Genomic DNA, 15,169 nt, shown 5'->3' on the forward strand with positions numbered 1-15,169 from the left:
CGCGCATCGCGCCGCGCCAGGTCCAAGCCCGGCTCGCAGCCTGGGCGCAGCGCGCGGGCGCGCCGGTGCACGTCCACCCGCACATGCTGCGGCACAGCTTTGCGAGCCACGTCCTGCAATCCGCACAGGATTTGCGGGCCGTGCAGGAGATGCTCGGTCACGCCAGCATCGCCACCACCCAGATCTACACCCGCCTGGACTTCCAGCACCTGGCCGCCGCCTACGATCAGGCACACCCCCGGGCCGGTCGAAAAACCTCAGAGTGAGGCCTGGCGCGGGTGTCGCCCCTGGTAACTCCCCTTGGTTGTGCCGCGGGCACGCCGTGTGCTGTAATCGCGCCCCGCTATCGTCCATAATGTGACGTTGGCAAGGAGCACCCCATGAGCACAGCCCGTCCGGCAAAAACGCCGGCCCTGATTCCCGTCACCATCCTCACCGGCTTTCTCGGTGCGGGCAAGACCACCCTGCTGAATCGCATCCTGTCGGAGCAGCACGGTCAGCGCATCGCCGTCATCGAGAACGAGTTCGGACCGGAGAGCATCGACAACGATCTGCTCGTGCAGGAGCGCGGTGAACAGATCGTCGAGATGAACAACGGCTGCATCTGCTGCACCGTGCGCGGTGACCTCGTGCGCATCCTGGGCGAACTGAAGACCAAGCGCGCTGCGGGCGAACTCGCCTTCGATCGCGTCGTCATCGAGACGACAGGCATGGCCAACCCCGGACCCGTGTGCCAGACCTTCTTCATGGACGACGACATCTCGGCGTCGTACATGCTCGATGGCGTCATCACCGTCGTCGATGCCAAGCACGGCATGCAGACGCTGGACGAGCAGCCGGAAGCGCAGAACCAGGTCGGCTTCGCCGATCGGCTGCTGCTCTCCAAGGCCGATCTCGTCACCGAGGCGGATCTGCAGGCCCTGCGCGCACGCCTGGTGCGCATGAACCCGCGTGCCCAGATCACGCCGGTGGATTTCGGCAAGGTCGAGATCGCCAACGTGCTCGATATCCACGGCTTCAATCTGAATGCCATCCTGGACATCGACCCGCAATTTCTCGCGCCGGAGCATCCGGACGCCAAGGTGGCCCATGACCACGATCATCACCATCATCACGATGGCGAGGCGTGTGATCACCCGAGCCACAGCCATCACCACCATCAGCATGACGATGCCATCAAGGCCTTCGTCTTCAAGTCGAATCGCCCGTTCGATCCGGACCGCCTGGAGGAATTCCTGGGCGGGATCGTGCAGGTATACGGACCCGACCTTTTGCGTTACAAAGGCATTCTTTACGTGAAAGGGTCGCCGCGCCGCCTGTTGTTCCAGGGCGTGCACATGTTGATGGGCGCCGAACCGGGGCGAGCCTGGCTCGCCAGCGAGAAGCCCTCGACCAAGATGGTCTTCATTGGCCGCAAGCTTCCTCAGGATGTCTTCACCCTCGGGCTGGAGCAGTGCCTGGCTTGACTTGAATCACTCTTCCGAGAAATGGAGCGTTCTACATGATCAGCAACACGGCACCCACCACCGCCGACCGTCCGGTCGGCGCCCCTCTCGTGTCCAGCCTCATCAGCGAGGCTGAGTTGCTCGCGATGCCCGAGGCGGATTACATGAACGACGCCCAGCTCGCGTTCTTCCGCAACCGGCTCGAAGAGCTGGAACGCAGCCTGGTGCAGAATGCCGACCAGACAACGGAACATCTGCGCGAGACGCAGTTCGTGCCGGATCCTGCCGACCGCGCCACCATCGAGGAAGAGCATGCGCTTGAGCTGCGCACCCGCGACCGGGAACGCAAGCTGCTCAAGAAAGTCCAACAATCCCTCGCCCGCATCGACAGCGGCGAGTACGGCTGGTGCGAAGAGACCGGTGAGCCCATCGGCATCCCGCGTCTGCTCGCCCGTCCCACCGCCACGCTGTCGCTCGAAGCCCAGCAACGTCGCGAAATGCGTCAGAAGCTGTACGGCGACTGAACATCGGAGTACACCCCAGCATGGAGCAGTTTCACGGGACGACCATCGTCTGTGTCCGTCGCGGCGAGCGCGTAGCGCTTGCCGGTGACGGCCAGGTCACCCTGGGCAATATCGTCATCAAGGGCACGGCGCGCAAGGTGCGCCGGCTCTACAAGGATTCCGTCCTGGTCGGCTTTGCCGGCGCCACGGCGGACGCCTTCACGCTGCTGGAGCGGTTCGAAGCCAAGCTCGAAAAGCACCAGGGCCACCTCTTGCGTGCCGCGGTCGAGCTCACGCGCGACTGGCGCACGGATCGTGTGCTGCGTCGCCTTGAAGCCATGCTGATCGTGGCCGACCGCGAATCCACCCTGGTGCTGACCGGCAACGGTGACGTGCTCGAGCCCGAGAAGGGCCTGGCCGCCATCGGCTCGGGCGGCTCCTATGCCCAGTCCGCAGCCCTCGCCCTGCTCGAGAACACGGAATTGCCGCCCGAGGACATCGTGCGCAAATCCCTGCAGATCGCCGGCGAGCTGTGCATCTACACCAACAACAACATCACGCTCGAAATCCTCGAGTAAACCAGCGCATGTTCGGGCGCGGCAGGTGCATCGCGGGCGTCCAACGCCGGCTGTCGCACCTCCCGCGCCCTTTTGCCTTTTGACGCCAGGAAACTATCGTGTCCGCCACCACCATGACCCCGAGCGAGATCGTCTCCGAACTCGACAAGAACATCGTCGGCCAGGATCGCGCCAAGCGATCGGTCGCGATCGCCCTGCGTAACCGGTGGCGCCGGCAGCAGGTCGAAGAGCCGATGCGCCACGAGATCCAGCCCAAGAACATTCTCATGATCGGCCCGACCGGCGTGGGCAAGACCGAGATCGCTCGCCGTCTCGCCAAGCTCGCCGATGCGCCGTTCGTGAAGATCGAGGCCACCAAGTTCACCGAAGTGGGCTACGTGGGCCGCGACGTCGACACCATCATTCGCGACCTCACGGAAGTGGCCGTCAAGCAGATGCGCGAGAGCGAGATGCGCCGCGTGCGCACGCTCGCCGAAGACGCGGCCGAAGACCGCATCCTCGACGTGCTGCTGCCCCCGGCGCGTGACGGTGCGGGACAGCCGGTGCGCGATGAATCCAACACCACGCGCCAGACGTTCCGCAAGCGCCTGCGCGAAGGTCAGCTCGCCAACACCGAGATCGAGATCGACGTGGCCCAGCAGGCCCCGCAGATGGAGATCATGTCCCCGCCCGGCATGGAAGAGATGACCGAGCAGATCCGCGGCATGTTCGCGGGCCTGTCCGAAGGCAAGAAGAAGCGCCGCAAGCTGCCCGTGAGCGAGGCCTTCAAGCTGCTGGTCGAGGAAGAGGCCGCGCGTCGCGTGAACGAGGAGGAGCTGCGCACCAAGGCCGTGCAGAGCGTCGAGCAGAACGGCATCGTGTTCCTGGACGAGATCGACAAGATCGCCACGCGCCAGGAAACGAGCGGCTCGGACGTGTCCCGCCAGGGCGTGCAGCGCGATCTGCTGCCGCTGGTCGAAGGCACGACGGTCAACACCAAGTACGGCATGGTGCGCACCGACCACATCCTCTTCATCGCTTCGGGCGCGTTTCACCTGTCGCGTCCGTCGGACCTGATCCCCGAACTGCAGGGCCGCTTCCCTATCCGCGTCGAACTCGACTCGCTGTCGGTGGCGGACTTCGTGCGCATTTTGTCCAGCACGGATGCCGCGCTCACCAAGCAGTACGTGGCGCTGATGGCCACCGAAGGCGTCACCCTCGAATTCACCGAGGAAGGCATTGCCCGCCTGGCCGAGCTCGCGTTCTCGGTCAACGAGAAGACCGAGAACATCGGTGCGCGCCGCCTCTACACGGTGATGGAGCGCCTGCTGGAAGAGCTGTCGTACGCGGCTGACCGTCGCAGCGGCTCGACCGTGACGGTGGACAAGGCCTACGTCGACGACAAGCTCGCCGACGTGGCCGACAAGCAGGACCTCGCGCGCTACGTGCTGTAAGAACGCACGCTGCCAGACGTGACAAGGGCCTGCGCGATGCAGGCCCTTCTTGCAGGGGCATGACGCCCGTGCCGGTCACGCAAGCCGGGGGAGCCCGACGGCGCGTCCGTGGAAGCGCCGCGCACCGTGGGCCTCAAGCATCAGCGCGACACCTGGACCACCGTGTATTGGCCGTCGACCTTGTCGGCGCTGAAACGGACCTTGTCGCCTGGTTGCAGATTCGCGAGCAAGGCAGGATCCTTCACCAGATACACCAGGGTCATCGCAGGCAGCTCCAGTTCGGGTATGGGGCCGTGCTTCAGGGTGACCTTGTTGTTCGCGGCATCGATGCGGCGCACCTCGCCGGAGACCGGCTGACTCGGGGCTGCCAGGGCCATGCCAGCCATCGTTGCAGCCACGAGAGCCGCACCGCGCGCCAGCCATTTGGCGGACATCTTCATAAGGACCGTCCTCGGGGTTGAAGAATCTCCATTTTACTGCGCCGGCCCCCCGCGGGACGCAAGCCGATGTATCCGTGACCGCACGGTCTCAATTGGCCAGAAAGCCGCCATCCACCGGCAACGTCACCCCGTTCACATAGCTCGCCATGGACGACGCCAGGAACACAGCCGGTGCGGCGATCTCCTCGGGCCGGCCGATGCGCCCCTGCGGCGTGCGCTGCAGGAAACCAGCGAGACGCTGCGGATCGGCCCGGGTGGCGTCGGTCATGGCGGTCTCGATCACACCGGGCGCGATGGCATTAACCCGAATACCGTCCGCCCCAAGATCGACGGCCATGCTCTGGGTCAGCATCTTCACGGCCCCCTTGGATCCCGAATAGCCGATGCAGCCGCGCTGGGCCACGAAGGCAGCGCCCGACGCGATGTTGATGACATTGCCGCGCGTCTGGCGCAACGCGGGCAGGAACGCGTGCAATACGTTGAAGCCACCCAGCACGTTGACGTCGAACACCTGGCGGATCTTGCGATGGACGTCGGGCGCATCCACGCCTTCGCGCACGAGCAGGCCCGCGTTGTTCACCAGGATCTCGACAGGGCCGATCTGTTCGCCCACCTGGGCAGCCAGGGCGGCGCACCCGGCGACATCGGTGATGTCGAGCGCAAAGGCCCAGGCCTGCCCGCCGGCCGCGCGGATGGCTTGAACCGTGGGCTCGCAATCGTCAGCGCGCAGGTCCACCAGGACGACGCGGGCGCCTGCCTGAGCATACTGGCGGGCGATGGCCGCGCCGATACCGGCGGCAGCTCCCGTGACGAGGGCAAGACGACCGTCCAGCAGGCGGGAGGAAGAAGCAGCAGTGTCCATCAGGGTCTCCAGGATCAACGGACGGCGCGTCGCAACCCATCTGCCGTGGCGGCGCGTCGCGCGAGGTACATGCGATAGGGCAGCGGCCAGGTCGCGTAGTCACGGTTATCGCCCAGGGCAGATTCGGCGTGAACGGCCCAGTTCGGGTTGTAGAGCGCCTCGCGGCCGACGCCGATGAGGTCGGCCTGGCCATTCTGCAGATAGCGCTCGGCGGTGTGGGGATCGATGACCAGGCCCACGGCCATCACGTCCAGGCCGCTGGCCTCACGCAGCTGCCTGGCCAGCGCCGCGCGGAAGGTGAGATCGTTGGACACCGAACGCCCCTGCGTCGGATAACTGGAGATACCGCCGCCCGAGGAGCAATCGACCACGTCGACGCCGCGCGCCTTCAGCGCACGCAGCAAGCCAACCATGTCATCGTGCGCCAGGCCGCCATCGACCGCGTCGGCAAGTGACACCCGCCAGAAGAGAGGAAGATTGTCGGGCCATTCACGGCGCACCGCCTCGGCCACCTCCAGCGCAAAGCGGGTGCGGTCCTCGCCATAGGCATCATTGCGCTGATTGGCCACGGGCGAGAGGAACTGGTGAATCAGATAGCCGTGCGCGCCATGCACCTCCAGCATCTCGAAGCCGGCCTCGCGCGCGCGGCGCGCCGCAGCGCCCCAGGCCAGGACGAGAGCACGCACCTCGTCCGTGGTGAGGGCTTGCGGCGTCGGCCAGTCTGGCCCCACCGGCAAGGCACTCGGACCCACGGCCGTCCAGGGCGGCTCACCGCGCTCGGCGTCGGCCGGCGTCAACGGCGCATGGCCGTTCCACCACGTCTGCACGCCCGCCTTGCGGCCCGTGTGCCCCAGCTGAATGGCCGGCACGGCGCCATCCCGTCGCAAGGCCTGGGTGATGCGCGCGAGCGGCTCGATCTGGCCATCGTGCCAGAGGCCGGTGTCACCATGGGTATTGCGCCCGCGGGCCTCCACGGCGGTGGATTCGACGAAGACAATCCCCGCGCCGCCCATGGCAAAGCGCGCGAGATGCGCCAGGTGCCAGTCGCTCGCCACGCCCTGCGCGGCGCTCGATTGCTGCATGGGCGAGATGACCACGCGGTTGCGGGCACGAACGCCGCGGCAGACGTAGGGCGTGAAGAGCATGCTCATGCGGGGTAAGCCTCCATCAGGAATGGATGTCACACACGGGTCGCCACCGCCCGGAACACGGGAAGACCCCGACCATTGATATGCCAAATTCTACCGGCCGACAGGTAGAATTTGATCGCCAAACGTACTGAGGAGATACCCTATGAGCGATCAGGAAATGTCCCGCCAAATCACGGAATTGATGGACCGCGAGGCCATCCGCGAATGCATGTACCGCTATTGCCGCGGCATCGACCGGCAGGACGAAGCGGCTCTGCGCAGCGCCTACTGGCCTGACGCGACGGATCGGCACGGCCCCTATCAGGGGAGCGCGACGGGCTTCATCGATTGGGCCCTGCAGAAGCTCGCGGCCGACAGTGATCGGTCCATCCACGCGATTGCGAACATGTCCATCACCCTGCGGGGCACCCAGGCGGGAGTCGAGACGTACTTCCTCGCTCTGCAACGGGATCGTGATGCCCAGGGCGTCAAGCGCGAAGTCTTCCTCGCCGGACGTTATGTAGACCGCTTCGAGAAGCGCGGCGACGAGTGGCGCATTGCAGAGCGCACGGTCGTCTACGACTGGATGCGGCCTCTCGGCACCCTGGAAACCACCGAGGAGCAGCACTTCGGCGATCTGCGGCGTCCGTTGGGAGCGCTGCACGGAAGCGATCCCGTCTATGCCCTGTTGGCGTCGCTGGATCGCTGAGCGCGATCGAGGGCATCTCGTCAACGCCCCCCAGGCGGCAGGCCCAGGCACCGCGCCCGGGCTTGCCTCACCTCAGGCAGCCAGATCCTGCGAGGCCCGGCGCAGGGGCTCCTTGCGGTGCCCGGCATAGCCGCCTGCCGCCGCGGCCGCACAATGCTCGCGGTACTTCATGAACCCGCCCACGAACTGCGTCAGCCCCTGCGGCTTGCCTTCGACGTTCGCGCCCACCCACCATGTCTTGGCCTTGTTGATGAGCGATGGACGGGCGAGCGTGTGCACGAGCTCCATCCACTTGTCCTCGGTCTCACGCGTGGGCTCGATGCTGCCCAGCCCGTGTTCACGCAGATGCAGAATGGCCGCGGCGATCCAGTCCACATCGTTCTCGCTCATGCGGATGATGTTGGCGAGTGCCGCCGGGCCGTTCGGGCCCGTCGTCATGAAGAGGTTCGGAAAGCCCTCGAGCATGATGCCCAGATGCGAGCGCGGTCCATCCTTCCACTTCTCCTGCACCGTGCGCCCGTCGCGCCCTTGCACGTCGAAGGCCATGAGCGCACCGGTGAGGCCGTCGTAGCCGGTGGCGAGGATGAGGATGTCGAGCTCCGTCTCGCCCGCAGCGGTGCGGATGCCCTTCTCCGTGGCCTCGATGATGGGATCGGTAAGGCAATCCATGAGGTGGACGTTGGGGCGATTGAAGGTCTCGTAGTACTCGGTATCCAGGCAGGGGCGGCGGGCAAAGATCGGATAGCCCTTGGGCTTCAGGCGCTCGGCGGTGTCCGGGTCGTTCACCACCTCGGCGATCTTGCCGCGCACGAAGTTGGCCACGTGCTCGTTGGCTTCCTCATTGATCATCAGATCACCGAAGGTGCCGAGCATGGCGAGCCCGCCCTGCTTCCAGGAGTCCTCCAGCAGCGACAGGCGCTGGGCCGGGGTCACGGTAAAGAAAGCGCGGGTCGATTGGGGGCGGGCGCCACCGATCGGGCTGTTGCGCGCTACCTCGCGGATGCCGGCATAGTGACGCTTGACCTCGGCCATGTACTCGGGCTCGAGCGGCACGTTGCGCATCGGCATGGTGAAGCTTGGCGTGCGCTGGAAGACGAAGAGTTCGCAGTCCTCGCGCCCGACGGTCTGGATGATCTGAATGCCCGTGGAGCCCGTGCCGATCACGCCGACCCGCTTGCCGGTGAAATCCACCGGCGTGTGCGGCCAGCGCGCGGCATAGTAGGTTTGCCCGTGGAAGCGGTCCAGCCCATCGATCTCGGGCTTCTTCGGCACCGAGAGCGGGCCCGTGGCCATGATGCAGTACGGGGCCTCCCAGACCTCGCCCGCCTTCGTCGTGAGCGTCCACACCTGCCGGTCTTCGCTCCAGACGGCGTTCTCGACGCGGGTGTTGAACTGGAAATGCGGGCGCAGATCCAGGCGTGTGGCGACGAAGTCGATGTAGCGCAGCAGTTCGGGCTGCGCCGCATACTGCTCGGACCACGTCCACTCCTGCTCGATCTCACGCGAGAACGAGTAGCTGTAGTCGATGCTGGGCAGATCCACCCGGGCACCCGGATAACGATTCCAGTACCAGACGCCACCGAGGTCGCCGCCAGCCTCAAATGCCTGCAGGCTCAAGCCCATCTCGCGGAACTTGTACACGGCGTACATGCCGCCGAATCCGCCGCCCACGATGAGAACATCGACGCGCCGGGGAGAGGCGCCTGAAGACGAGGATGCGTTGGCCACTGCTGTCATGATGGTCTCCTTGGATTCCGACCCTGTCGCGCGCACCCCGCGGTGCTGGACAGGACATCGATTTTTTCGCCATCATGCCAATCAACTAGCCGGCCGGCAAGTAAAATCCGACCTAGGGTTTTCGCCAAGATCCGATGCTGCGATGCGGCCTGCGCGCCGTATACTTGCGCCCTTCCTGTCCTCTGCGCGCGTTCCTTCATCATGGCCTTGTGGGCCGACGGCTTGCCCGTCATCATCGTCATCCTGTCGCTGTGCCTGTTCTCATTCGCTGCCGGTCTCATCGATGCAGCCGTCGGCGGCGGCGGTCTCATCCAGCTTCCCGCGCTCCTCAATCTGCTGCCGCAGGCGCCGCCCGCCACGCTGTACGGCACCAATAAGCTCGCTTCGGTCTGCGGCACCGCGTTCGCCGCCCGCTCCTTCGTTCGCAAGATTCGGCTGCCCTGGCGGCTGGTGCTGCCAGCGACGGCCGCGGCGTTCGTGATGTCATTTGCCGGCGCAGCCACGGTATCGCTCATTCCGCCCACCATCATGCGCCCGCTCGTGCTGGTGCTGCTCGTGGCGATGGCCATCTACACCTTCTGGCGCAAGGATTTCGGCAAGCTGCACCGCCCGCGCGAGGTCGGCCGGCGCGAGAGCGTCATCGCTGTGCTCGCCGGGGGCGCGATCGGGTTCTATGACGGCCTCTTCGGCCCGGGCACCGGCAGCTTCCTCATCTTTCTCTTCATCCGCTGCTTCGCGCTCGACTTCGTCCACGCCTCGGCCTCGGCAAAGATCGTGAACATCGCCACGAACGTGGCGGCCCTGGTGTTCTTCATCCCCGCCGGGCACGTCCTCTATACCGCGGCGATCCCCATGGCGGTGTGCAACATCCTCGGTGCGCTCGCGGGCACTTGGCTCGCCGTGCGCAAGGGGGCGGACTTCATTCGCATCCTCTTTCTGGTGCTGCTCGTCGTGCTCATCTGCAAGCTCGGGTACGACGTGCTCATCGCCTGAAGGCAACCCTGCCGCCGGCAGGGGTAAAATGCCGGTCTCGCTCTTCTGTCTTCGCGCATCGTCATGGCCAACTTCGAATCCGACATCACCCAGTTCATCAACCAGCTGAAGAAAGACCACCCGTCGCTGGAGCAGGATCAGCGCGAAGGCCGCGCCCGCCTCTGGGACCGCAAGATCGACGCGGACCAGCAGGATGAATTCCGCGCCGCGCGCGTGCCGCAAAAGCCCTACGTCTACCAGACCGAGTGAGCACAGGCGCCGACCCGGGCGCCCTGCCCCCCGAGACCGCGTCCGTCAGTGCTGACGAGAACGCGGCACGCGCTCGCCTGTACGGCGAGCCGCTCTTCAAGCTGCCGCAGGATCTGTACATCCCGCCCGAGGCACTGGAAGTCTTCCTGGAGGCCTTCGAGGGCCCCCTGGATCTCCTGCTCTACCTGATCCGCAAGCAGAACTTCAACGTCCTCGACATCCCGATGGCCGAGGTCACCCGGCAGTACCTGGTCTACGTGGACCAGATCCGCGCGCACAATCTGGAGCTCGCGGGCGAGTACCTGCTGATGGCGGCCATGCTGATCGAGATCAAGTCGCGGATGCTCCTGCCGGTCAAGAAGAACGACCCGGATCCGGAAGCGGAGGATCCGCGCGCCGAACTCGTGCGCCGGCTGCTCGAATACGAGCGCATCAAGCTCGCCGCGCGCAAGCTGGATACCGTACCGCAGCTGGGCCGGGATTTTCTGGCTGCCAATGCCCACCCCGAGCTCGATGCCGAGGAGCGCCTGCCGGAAGTCACGGCGGTGGATTTGCGCGAGGCCTGGGCCGGCATCCTGAAACGCGCCAAGCTCAACGCACACCACCACATCACCCGGGAAGCGCTCTCCGTGCGCGAGCACATGAGCCAGATCCTGCGCCGCCTGCAGGGCGAGCGCTTCGTCGAGTTCACGGAGCTCTTCGAAGCCCGCATCCGCGAAGGTGCGGGCCCGGCCGTGGTGGTGGTGCACTTCATCGCCATGCTCGAGCTGGCCCGCGAATCCCTCCTGGAGATCACGCAGGCCGAGCCTTACGCCCCGATCTACGTTCGCCTGGCCTATACCGCCAGCCGGAACGAGGAGACCGCGGACGAGGCCTCGGGAGTGGTATAAACGCGCTTTGCCGCGCCAATACGCCGTCCGGGCCCGGATGCGGCCCACCTGTGCCTTCCCATGAAAGTCGTCCACACCATCGAAGAACTGCGCGACCAGTTGCGCGGCCAGCTCCGCGTCTCGTTCGTGCCCACCATGGGCAATCTGCACGAGGGTCATCTCGCGCTGATGAAGACCGCGCGGCACCACGGCGATCCGGTCGTCGCGAGCATCTTCGTCAATCGCCTGCAGTTCGGCCCGAACGAGGACTTCGACCGCTACCCGCGCACGCTCGCCTCGGACATCGAGAAGCTCGAGCGCGACCGCAACGTGTACGTGCTCTTCGCGCCGGACGAGAAGGAGCTCTACCCCGAGCCCCAGCAGTTCCGCGTGCAGCCGGCCGATGACCTGGGCGGCATGCTGGAAGGCGAGTTCCGTCCCGGCTTCTTCGAGGGCGTGAGCACCATCGTGCTCAAGCTCTTCTCCTGTGTGCAGCCGCAGGTGGCCGTCTTCGGCAAGAAGGATTATCAGCAGCTCATGGTGGTGCGCAAGATGTGCCGCCAGTTCCAGCTGCCCACGCAGATCGTGCCGCAGGAGACCGTGCGTGCCGAGGACGGCCTGGCCCTGTCCTCGCGCAACGGCTATCTGTCCGCCGACGAGCGTGCCGAGGCCCCCGCCCTGTACCGTGTGCTCAACGACGTTAAGACACGCCTTGCCCAGGGTGCCCGCGATCCGCTGGCCCTGGAGCAGGAAGCCGCGGCCGTCTTGCAGCAACGCGGCTGGCAGGTGGACTACATCGCGCTGCGTCGTCAGCACGATCTGAACGCCCCCACCGCCCACGACATGCAGGCGGGCACGCCGCTCGTGACGCTGGCCGCGGCCAAGCTCGGACGCACGCGTCTCATCGACAATCTGGAAATGCTGCCGGGCTGAGACCGACGACAGCGCGCCGCGCCGGCGCCAACCGCCCGCAAACGACAATGCCGCCCCGGAGGGCGGCCTTGTCACATCCGGCGTTCAGCCAGGATTACTGCTCGAGCGTGATGCCTTGCTGCTTGGCGATGCCCGCAGCCCAGTCATACTGCTGCTTGATCTCGGCGGCGAATTCCTCGGGCGTGTTGCCCGACGGTGCCGCACCCTGCTTTTCCAGCGCCGCCACCACTTCCGGCTGCTTGAGCACGGTGACGGCCGCGTCGCGCAGCTTGTTCACGATCTCCATAGGCGTGCCGGCCGGGGCCAGCAGGCCGTACCAGACTGGCTGGTTCAGCTGTGGGAAGCCGACTTCAGCGTAGGTGGGTACATCCGGGAGGTTGGCCAGACGCTTGGGCCAGGCCACGGCGATCGGGCGCAGTCGGTCAGCCTCGATCTGCGGCATGGACGACGGGATGTTGTCGAACAGGATCTGCACTTGACCGGCGACGGTGTCGACCACTGCCGGGCCGGAGCCACGGTACGGCACGTGCACGATGTCGGTATCCGTGGCCACGCGGAAGGCTTCACCGGCCAGGTGGTTCACGCCGCAGGTGCCCGACGTGCCGTACGAATACTTGTTCGGGTTGGCCTTGATCTCCTTGACGAACTCCTCGAAGTTCTTGGCGGGGAACTTCGGATTCACGGCCACGACGTTGGCGGTGTTGGCGAAGTTCGTGACGGCCTGGAAATCCTTCAGGGGATCGTAGGTGAGCTTGGGATTGCAAGCCGGATTGACGGCCATGGTAGAGACCGTGGCGATCGACAGCGTGTAGCCATCGGCCGACGCGCGGGCAGCTTCAGCCGCCCCGATCGCGCCACCGCCACCGCCCTTGTTCTCGATCACGACCGGCTGGCCGAGCTCGCGGCCCATGCGTTCGCCGACGAGGCGGGCGATAATGTCCGTAGAGCCACCCGGGGCGAAAGGCACGATCAACCGGATGGGCTTGTTGGGGTAGTTCGCCTGAGCATGGGCGGCAGTGCCCACACCAGCCATTCCCACCGCTGCCACGGCCATCAGGCCAGCCAACGTCGTTCTACGCAGTCTCTTCATCGTCCAATATCCTTGTGGGTGTTTTGGGTGAGTCCCGGTGCTTGGTAGCAAGAACCGGACGCACGGCTATTTCTGGTAACGATAGCCAGCCCACGGAGCATAACAAAGCCGCATGCATACCGCCGTATTGGTTTTCCCCGATTTCTTGCTTCTCGCGCTGGGCGTGCTGTTGCGGCACAAGTTGCGATTCGACGGCGTTTTCTTCGCCGAGGTCGAGCGACTGGTCTATTACGTCCTGTTCCCTGCCCTGCTCTTTCAGGCCATCCTCGCCCGGCCGATCGACTTGTCCGCCGCCGCAGGCCTGGTGCAGGCCGAAATGGCCCTGCTGGGCGCGGGCGCGCTCCTCGGTTGGCTGGCGCTCTGGGTGTTGAAACCAGACCCGGTGCGGTTCGCCTCCACCGTGCAGTGCGCATTCCGGTTCAATTCCTATCTTGCGCTCGCGCTCGCGCACAACCTGGCAGGGGTGGAGGGTGCTGCCGTCATGGCCTTGCTGATCGGGTTCGGCGTGCCGGTGGCCAATCTGCTGGCCGTGCTGGCGCTCGCCCGCCATGGCAGCGGCGGGCTCTGGCGATCGCTGTTGCGCAATCCGCTGCTCGTCACCACCGCCGTCGCCCTGGCGGCCAATCTGGCCGGGCTGCGACTGCCCGGGCCGGTGGACACCGTGCTCGCCCGCCTGGGCGCGGCCGCCCTCGCCCTGGGCCTCATCTGCGTCGGCGCGGGCCTTACCTTTCATGCGGTGCGTGGGGCCGAACGTCTGCTTGGCTGGATGATGGCCGTCAAGCTGCTCGCGCTGCCCGGCGTCGCCCTGCTCGTGGGCGCGGTGCCCGCATTCGGCCTGTCGCCGCTGGAGCGTCAGATGCTTCTGCTCTTTGCCGCCCTGCCGACGGCCTCGAGCGCCTACGTGCTCGCCGCGCGCATGGGAGGCGACGGGCGACTCGTCGCCGCCCTGATCTCGCTCGGCACGATCGCCTCGCTCGTCACGTTGCCGATCTGGATGCAGATTTCCTTCTAGAGCCCGCCATGACCAATACCGTCCTCACCCTGGCGCTGCCCGACGAGGCCGCCACCGAATCGCTCGCCCAACGGATCGCGCCGCTGGTCAGACACGGCGGACGCATCCACCTCGCGGGGGATCTGGGCGCCGGAAAAACCACGTTTGCCCGGGCACTGTTGCGCGCATGCGGCATTTCGGGCCGAATCAAGAGTCCCACCTTCGCGCTGGTTGAAGTTTACGAGCTTTCTAACTTATACTTCTATCACTTTGATTTCTATAGATTTACAGATCCTCGCGAATGGCTGGACGCAGGCTTTCGCGACGCGCTTCGAGACGATGCGCTGGTATTGATCGAATGGGCGGAAAAAGCAGGAGAAGCCCTGCCCCCGCCCGATATGGAAATCGCACTGGATGTCGACGGCGACGGCCGCCTGGCAACCTTGACAGCGTCGAGTGAACGAGGACGATCATGGCTGAGCGCAATAGGCCCGAGCGTGAGCCCTACGATGAATCCCCCGGCGGGTCCGACCCCGTCTTGAATCGCGGCCTGCCCGCGCGCGCCGTTTCACGCCGACGTCTCCTCGCGAGCGCCGCCACCCTGCTGGTCGTCCCGCTGATCCCGCGTCTTGCCCACGCGGCAAACATCGTGGCGGTGCGGACCTGGCCGGCCGACGAATACACCCGCGTCACCCTCGAGCTGGATCGCGATCTGCATGCCGAGCATTTCATGCTCGCCAATCCGACCCGGCTCGTGGTGGATCTGAAGGGTGTGGACCTGAACGCGCAGCTGCGCGATCTCGTCTCCAAGATCCAGCCCAACGACCCGTACATCGGGAGCGTGCGCGTGGGCCAGAACGTGCCGGGCGTGGTACGCCTGGTGTTCGACCTTAAGCAGCCCGTGGTGCCGCAGGTCTTCTCGTTGAAGCCGGTGGCCGAGTATCAGCATCGCTTCGTGATGGATCTGTATCCCACGCAGGCGCGCGATCCGCTCATGGCGCTCCTTGGTCCGGAAGACGACCCGCTCGCCCGCGTGATCGAAGAGCTGCGCATCGGGCCCTCCACCGGCTCGAACACACCCGTCCAGGTGGCGCCAGCGCCACCCAGCACCCCGCCCGCCCTCGCCCGTGTCGATGCCGCGGCCCGACGCCCACCGGCGCCGGAGTCCACCACCGAAGCCATCCTGCGCGCCACGCGCCCGCCCCCG

The 15,169-nt window shown here is 65.9% G+C and carries 18 protein-coding genes; 13 read left to right on the top strand and 5 right to left on the bottom strand.

The genetic code is table 11. The features are described 5' to 3' along the window. From IMZ29_RS20905 to hslU, 5 genes are all read left to right on the top strand, one after another. A partial coding sequence (locus IMZ29_RS20905) for a tyrosine-type recombinase/integrase (RefSeq protein ID WP_216187913.1) occupies positions 1-266 on the top strand: 266 nt, incomplete at its 5' end. A gap of 114 nt (positions 267-380) precedes the next feature. Further along, the gene (locus tag IMZ29_RS20910) at positions 381-1,466 is read left to right on the top strand and encodes a CobW family GTP-binding protein (protein WP_216187916.1); all 1,086 of its coding nucleotides are present in this window, start codon (positions 381-383) and stop codon (positions 1,464-1,466) included. A gap of 125 nt (positions 1,467-1,591) precedes the next feature. Then, positions 1,592-1,969, top strand: coding sequence for an RNA polymerase-binding protein DksA (gene dksA, locus IMZ29_RS20915; RefSeq protein ID WP_253207348.1), 378 nt, complete (start codon positions 1,592-1,594; stop codon positions 1,967-1,969). A 20-nt stretch (positions 1,970-1,989) separates the two neighbouring features. Next, on the top strand, positions 1,990-2,526 hold the full coding sequence (gene hslV / locus IMZ29_RS20920; RefSeq protein WP_216187922.1) for an ATP-dependent protease subunit HslV: 537 nt from the start codon (positions 1,990-1,992) through the stop codon (positions 2,524-2,526). A 98-nt stretch (positions 2,527-2,624) separates the two neighbouring features. Further along, positions 2,625-3,959 carry an ATP-dependent protease ATPase subunit HslU gene (gene hslU / locus IMZ29_RS20925; protein WP_371820381.1) on the top strand — a complete coding sequence of 445 codons (1,335 nt, stop codon included), beginning with the start codon at positions 2,625-2,627 and terminating at the stop codon, positions 3,957-3,959. A 140-nt stretch (positions 3,960-4,099) separates the two neighbouring features. Here the strand turns inward: hslU and IMZ29_RS20930 are convergent, their stop codons facing one another. The 3 genes from IMZ29_RS20930 to IMZ29_RS20940 all read right to left on the bottom strand — a co-directional run bounded on the left by IMZ29_RS20930 (position 4,100) and on the right by IMZ29_RS20940 (position 6,412). Further along, positions 4,100-4,399, bottom strand: a complete 300-nt coding sequence (locus IMZ29_RS20930) for a copper-binding protein (protein WP_216187925.1) — start codon at positions 4,397-4,399, stop codon at positions 4,100-4,102. Between the two features lie 88 nt (positions 4,400-4,487). Next, the gene (locus IMZ29_RS20935; RefSeq protein WP_216187928.1) at positions 4,488-5,261 is read right to left on the bottom strand and encodes an SDR family NAD(P)-dependent oxidoreductase; all 774 of its coding nucleotides are present in this window, start codon (positions 5,259-5,261) and stop codon (positions 4,488-4,490) included. 14 nt (positions 5,262-5,275) lie between these two features. Continuing rightward, the gene (locus tag IMZ29_RS20940) at positions 5,276-6,412 is read right to left on the bottom strand and encodes an oxidoreductase (protein ID WP_216187931.1); all 1,137 of its coding nucleotides are present in this window, start codon (positions 6,410-6,412) and stop codon (positions 5,276-5,278) included. Between the two features lie 142 nt (positions 6,413-6,554). Between IMZ29_RS20940 and IMZ29_RS20945 the strand changes: the two genes are divergently transcribed. Then, positions 6,555-7,100, top strand: coding sequence for a nuclear transport factor 2 family protein (locus IMZ29_RS20945; protein ID WP_216187934.1), 546 nt, complete (start codon positions 6,555-6,557; stop codon positions 7,098-7,100). Between the two features lie 72 nt (positions 7,101-7,172). Here the strand turns inward: IMZ29_RS20945 and IMZ29_RS20950 are convergent, their stop codons facing one another. Continuing rightward, positions 7,173-8,837 carry a flavin-containing monooxygenase gene (locus IMZ29_RS20950; protein WP_216187937.1) on the bottom strand — a complete coding sequence of 555 codons (1,665 nt, stop codon included), beginning with the start codon at positions 8,835-8,837 and terminating at the stop codon, positions 7,173-7,175. A gap of 201 nt (positions 8,838-9,038) precedes the next feature. Between IMZ29_RS20950 and IMZ29_RS20955 the strand changes: the two genes are divergently transcribed. The 4 genes from IMZ29_RS20955 to panC all read left to right on the top strand — a co-directional run bounded on the left by IMZ29_RS20955 (position 9,039) and on the right by panC (position 11,881). Further along, positions 9,039-9,830: a sulfite exporter TauE/SafE family protein gene (locus IMZ29_RS20955; RefSeq protein WP_253207347.1), complete on the top strand. Its 792-nt coding sequence runs from the start codon at positions 9,039-9,041 to the stop codon at positions 9,828-9,830. A gap of 63 nt (positions 9,831-9,893) precedes the next feature. Continuing rightward, entirely contained in the window at positions 9,894-10,079 is a 186-nt protein-coding gene (locus tag IMZ29_RS20960) for a DUF3460 family protein (RefSeq protein ID WP_216187940.1), read from the top strand. A gap of 23 nt (positions 10,080-10,102) precedes the next feature. After that, positions 10,103-10,969 (top strand): segregation and condensation protein A, encoded by an 867-nt coding sequence (locus IMZ29_RS20965; protein WP_253207349.1) that lies wholly within the window; start codon positions 10,103-10,105, stop codon positions 10,967-10,969. A 60-nt stretch (positions 10,970-11,029) separates the two neighbouring features. Continuing rightward, a complete protein-coding gene (panC, locus tag IMZ29_RS20970; RefSeq protein ID WP_216187947.1) occupies positions 11,030-11,881 on the top strand; it encodes a pantoate--beta-alanine ligase in 852 nt (283 codons plus the stop codon). 94 nt (positions 11,882-11,975) lie between these two features. Here the strand turns inward: panC and IMZ29_RS20975 are convergent, their stop codons facing one another. After that, positions 11,976-12,971: a tripartite tricarboxylate transporter substrate binding protein BugE gene (locus tag IMZ29_RS20975; RefSeq protein ID WP_216187955.1), complete on the bottom strand. Its 996-nt coding sequence runs from the start codon at positions 12,969-12,971 to the stop codon at positions 11,976-11,978. 112 nt (positions 12,972-13,083) lie between these two features. Here IMZ29_RS20975 and IMZ29_RS20980 point away from each other — a divergent pair, with 112 nt between their 5' ends. The 3 genes from IMZ29_RS20980 to IMZ29_RS20990 form a co-directional block, all read left to right on the top strand. Continuing rightward, positions 13,084-13,983 (top strand): AEC family transporter, encoded by a 900-nt coding sequence (locus IMZ29_RS20980; protein WP_216187958.1) that lies wholly within the window; start codon positions 13,084-13,086, stop codon positions 13,981-13,983. Positions 13,984-13,991: 8 nt separating this feature from the next. Then, entirely contained in the window at positions 13,992-14,504 is a 513-nt protein-coding gene (gene tsaE / locus IMZ29_RS20985; protein WP_216187972.1) for a tRNA (adenosine(37)-N6)-threonylcarbamoyltransferase complex ATPase subunit type 1 TsaE, read from the top strand. Continuing rightward, a partial coding sequence (locus IMZ29_RS20990) for an AMIN domain-containing protein (RefSeq protein ID WP_216187975.1) occupies positions 14,435-15,169 on the top strand: 735 nt, incomplete at its 3' end. The genes tsaE and IMZ29_RS20990, both read left to right, overlap by 70 nt.

It is taken from the genome of Verticiella alkaliphila (assembly GCF_018904615.1).
Taxonomy (GTDB): domain Bacteria; phylum Pseudomonadota; class Gammaproteobacteria; order Burkholderiales; family Burkholderiaceae_B; genus Verticiella; species Verticiella alkaliphila.

Bases quoted from the DNA above. Each gene is read 5' to 3' on its own strand.
- IMZ29_RS20910 (WP_216187916.1), top strand. From the start codon at position 381: ATGAGCACAGCCCGTCCGGCAAAAACGCCGGCCCTGATTCCCGTCACC.
- dksA (WP_253207348.1), top strand. From the start codon at position 1,592: ATGCCCGAGGCGGATTACATGAACGACGCCCAGCTCGCGTTCTTCCGC.
- hslV (WP_216187922.1), top strand. From the start codon at position 1,990: ATGGAGCAGTTTCACGGGACGACCATCGTCTGTGTCCGTCGCGGCGAG.
- IMZ29_RS20930 (WP_216187925.1), bottom strand. From the start codon at position 4,399: ATGAAGATGTCCGCCAAATGGCTGGCGCGCGGTGCGGCTCTCGTGGCT.
- IMZ29_RS20935 (WP_216187928.1), bottom strand. From the start codon at position 5,261: ATGGACACTGCTGCTTCTTCCTCCCGCCTGCTGGACGGTCGTCTTGCC.
- IMZ29_RS20940 (WP_216187931.1), bottom strand. From the start codon at position 6,412: ATGAGCATGCTCTTCACGCCCTACGTCTGCCGCGGCGTTCGTGCCCGC.
- IMZ29_RS20945 (WP_216187934.1), top strand. From the start codon at position 6,555: ATGAGCGATCAGGAAATGTCCCGCCAAATCACGGAATTGATGGACCGC.
- IMZ29_RS20950 (WP_216187937.1), bottom strand. From the start codon at position 8,837: ATGACAGCAGTGGCCAACGCATCCTCGTCTTCAGGCGCCTCTCCCCGG.
- IMZ29_RS20955 (WP_253207347.1), top strand. From the start codon at position 9,039: ATGGCCTTGTGGGCCGACGGCTTGCCCGTCATCATCGTCATCCTGTCG.
- IMZ29_RS20960 (WP_216187940.1), top strand. From the start codon at position 9,894: ATGGCCAACTTCGAATCCGACATCACCCAGTTCATCAACCAGCTGAAG.
- panC (WP_216187947.1), top strand. From the start codon at position 11,030: ATGAAAGTCGTCCACACCATCGAAGAACTGCGCGACCAGTTGCGCGGC.
- IMZ29_RS20975 (WP_216187955.1), bottom strand. From the start codon at position 12,971: ATGAAGAGACTGCGTAGAACGACGTTGGCTGGCCTGATGGCCGTGGCA.
- IMZ29_RS20980 (WP_216187958.1), top strand. From the start codon at position 13,084: ATGCATACCGCCGTATTGGTTTTCCCCGATTTCTTGCTTCTCGCGCTG.
- tsaE (WP_216187972.1), top strand. From the start codon at position 13,992: ATGACCAATACCGTCCTCACCCTGGCGCTGCCCGACGAGGCCGCCACC.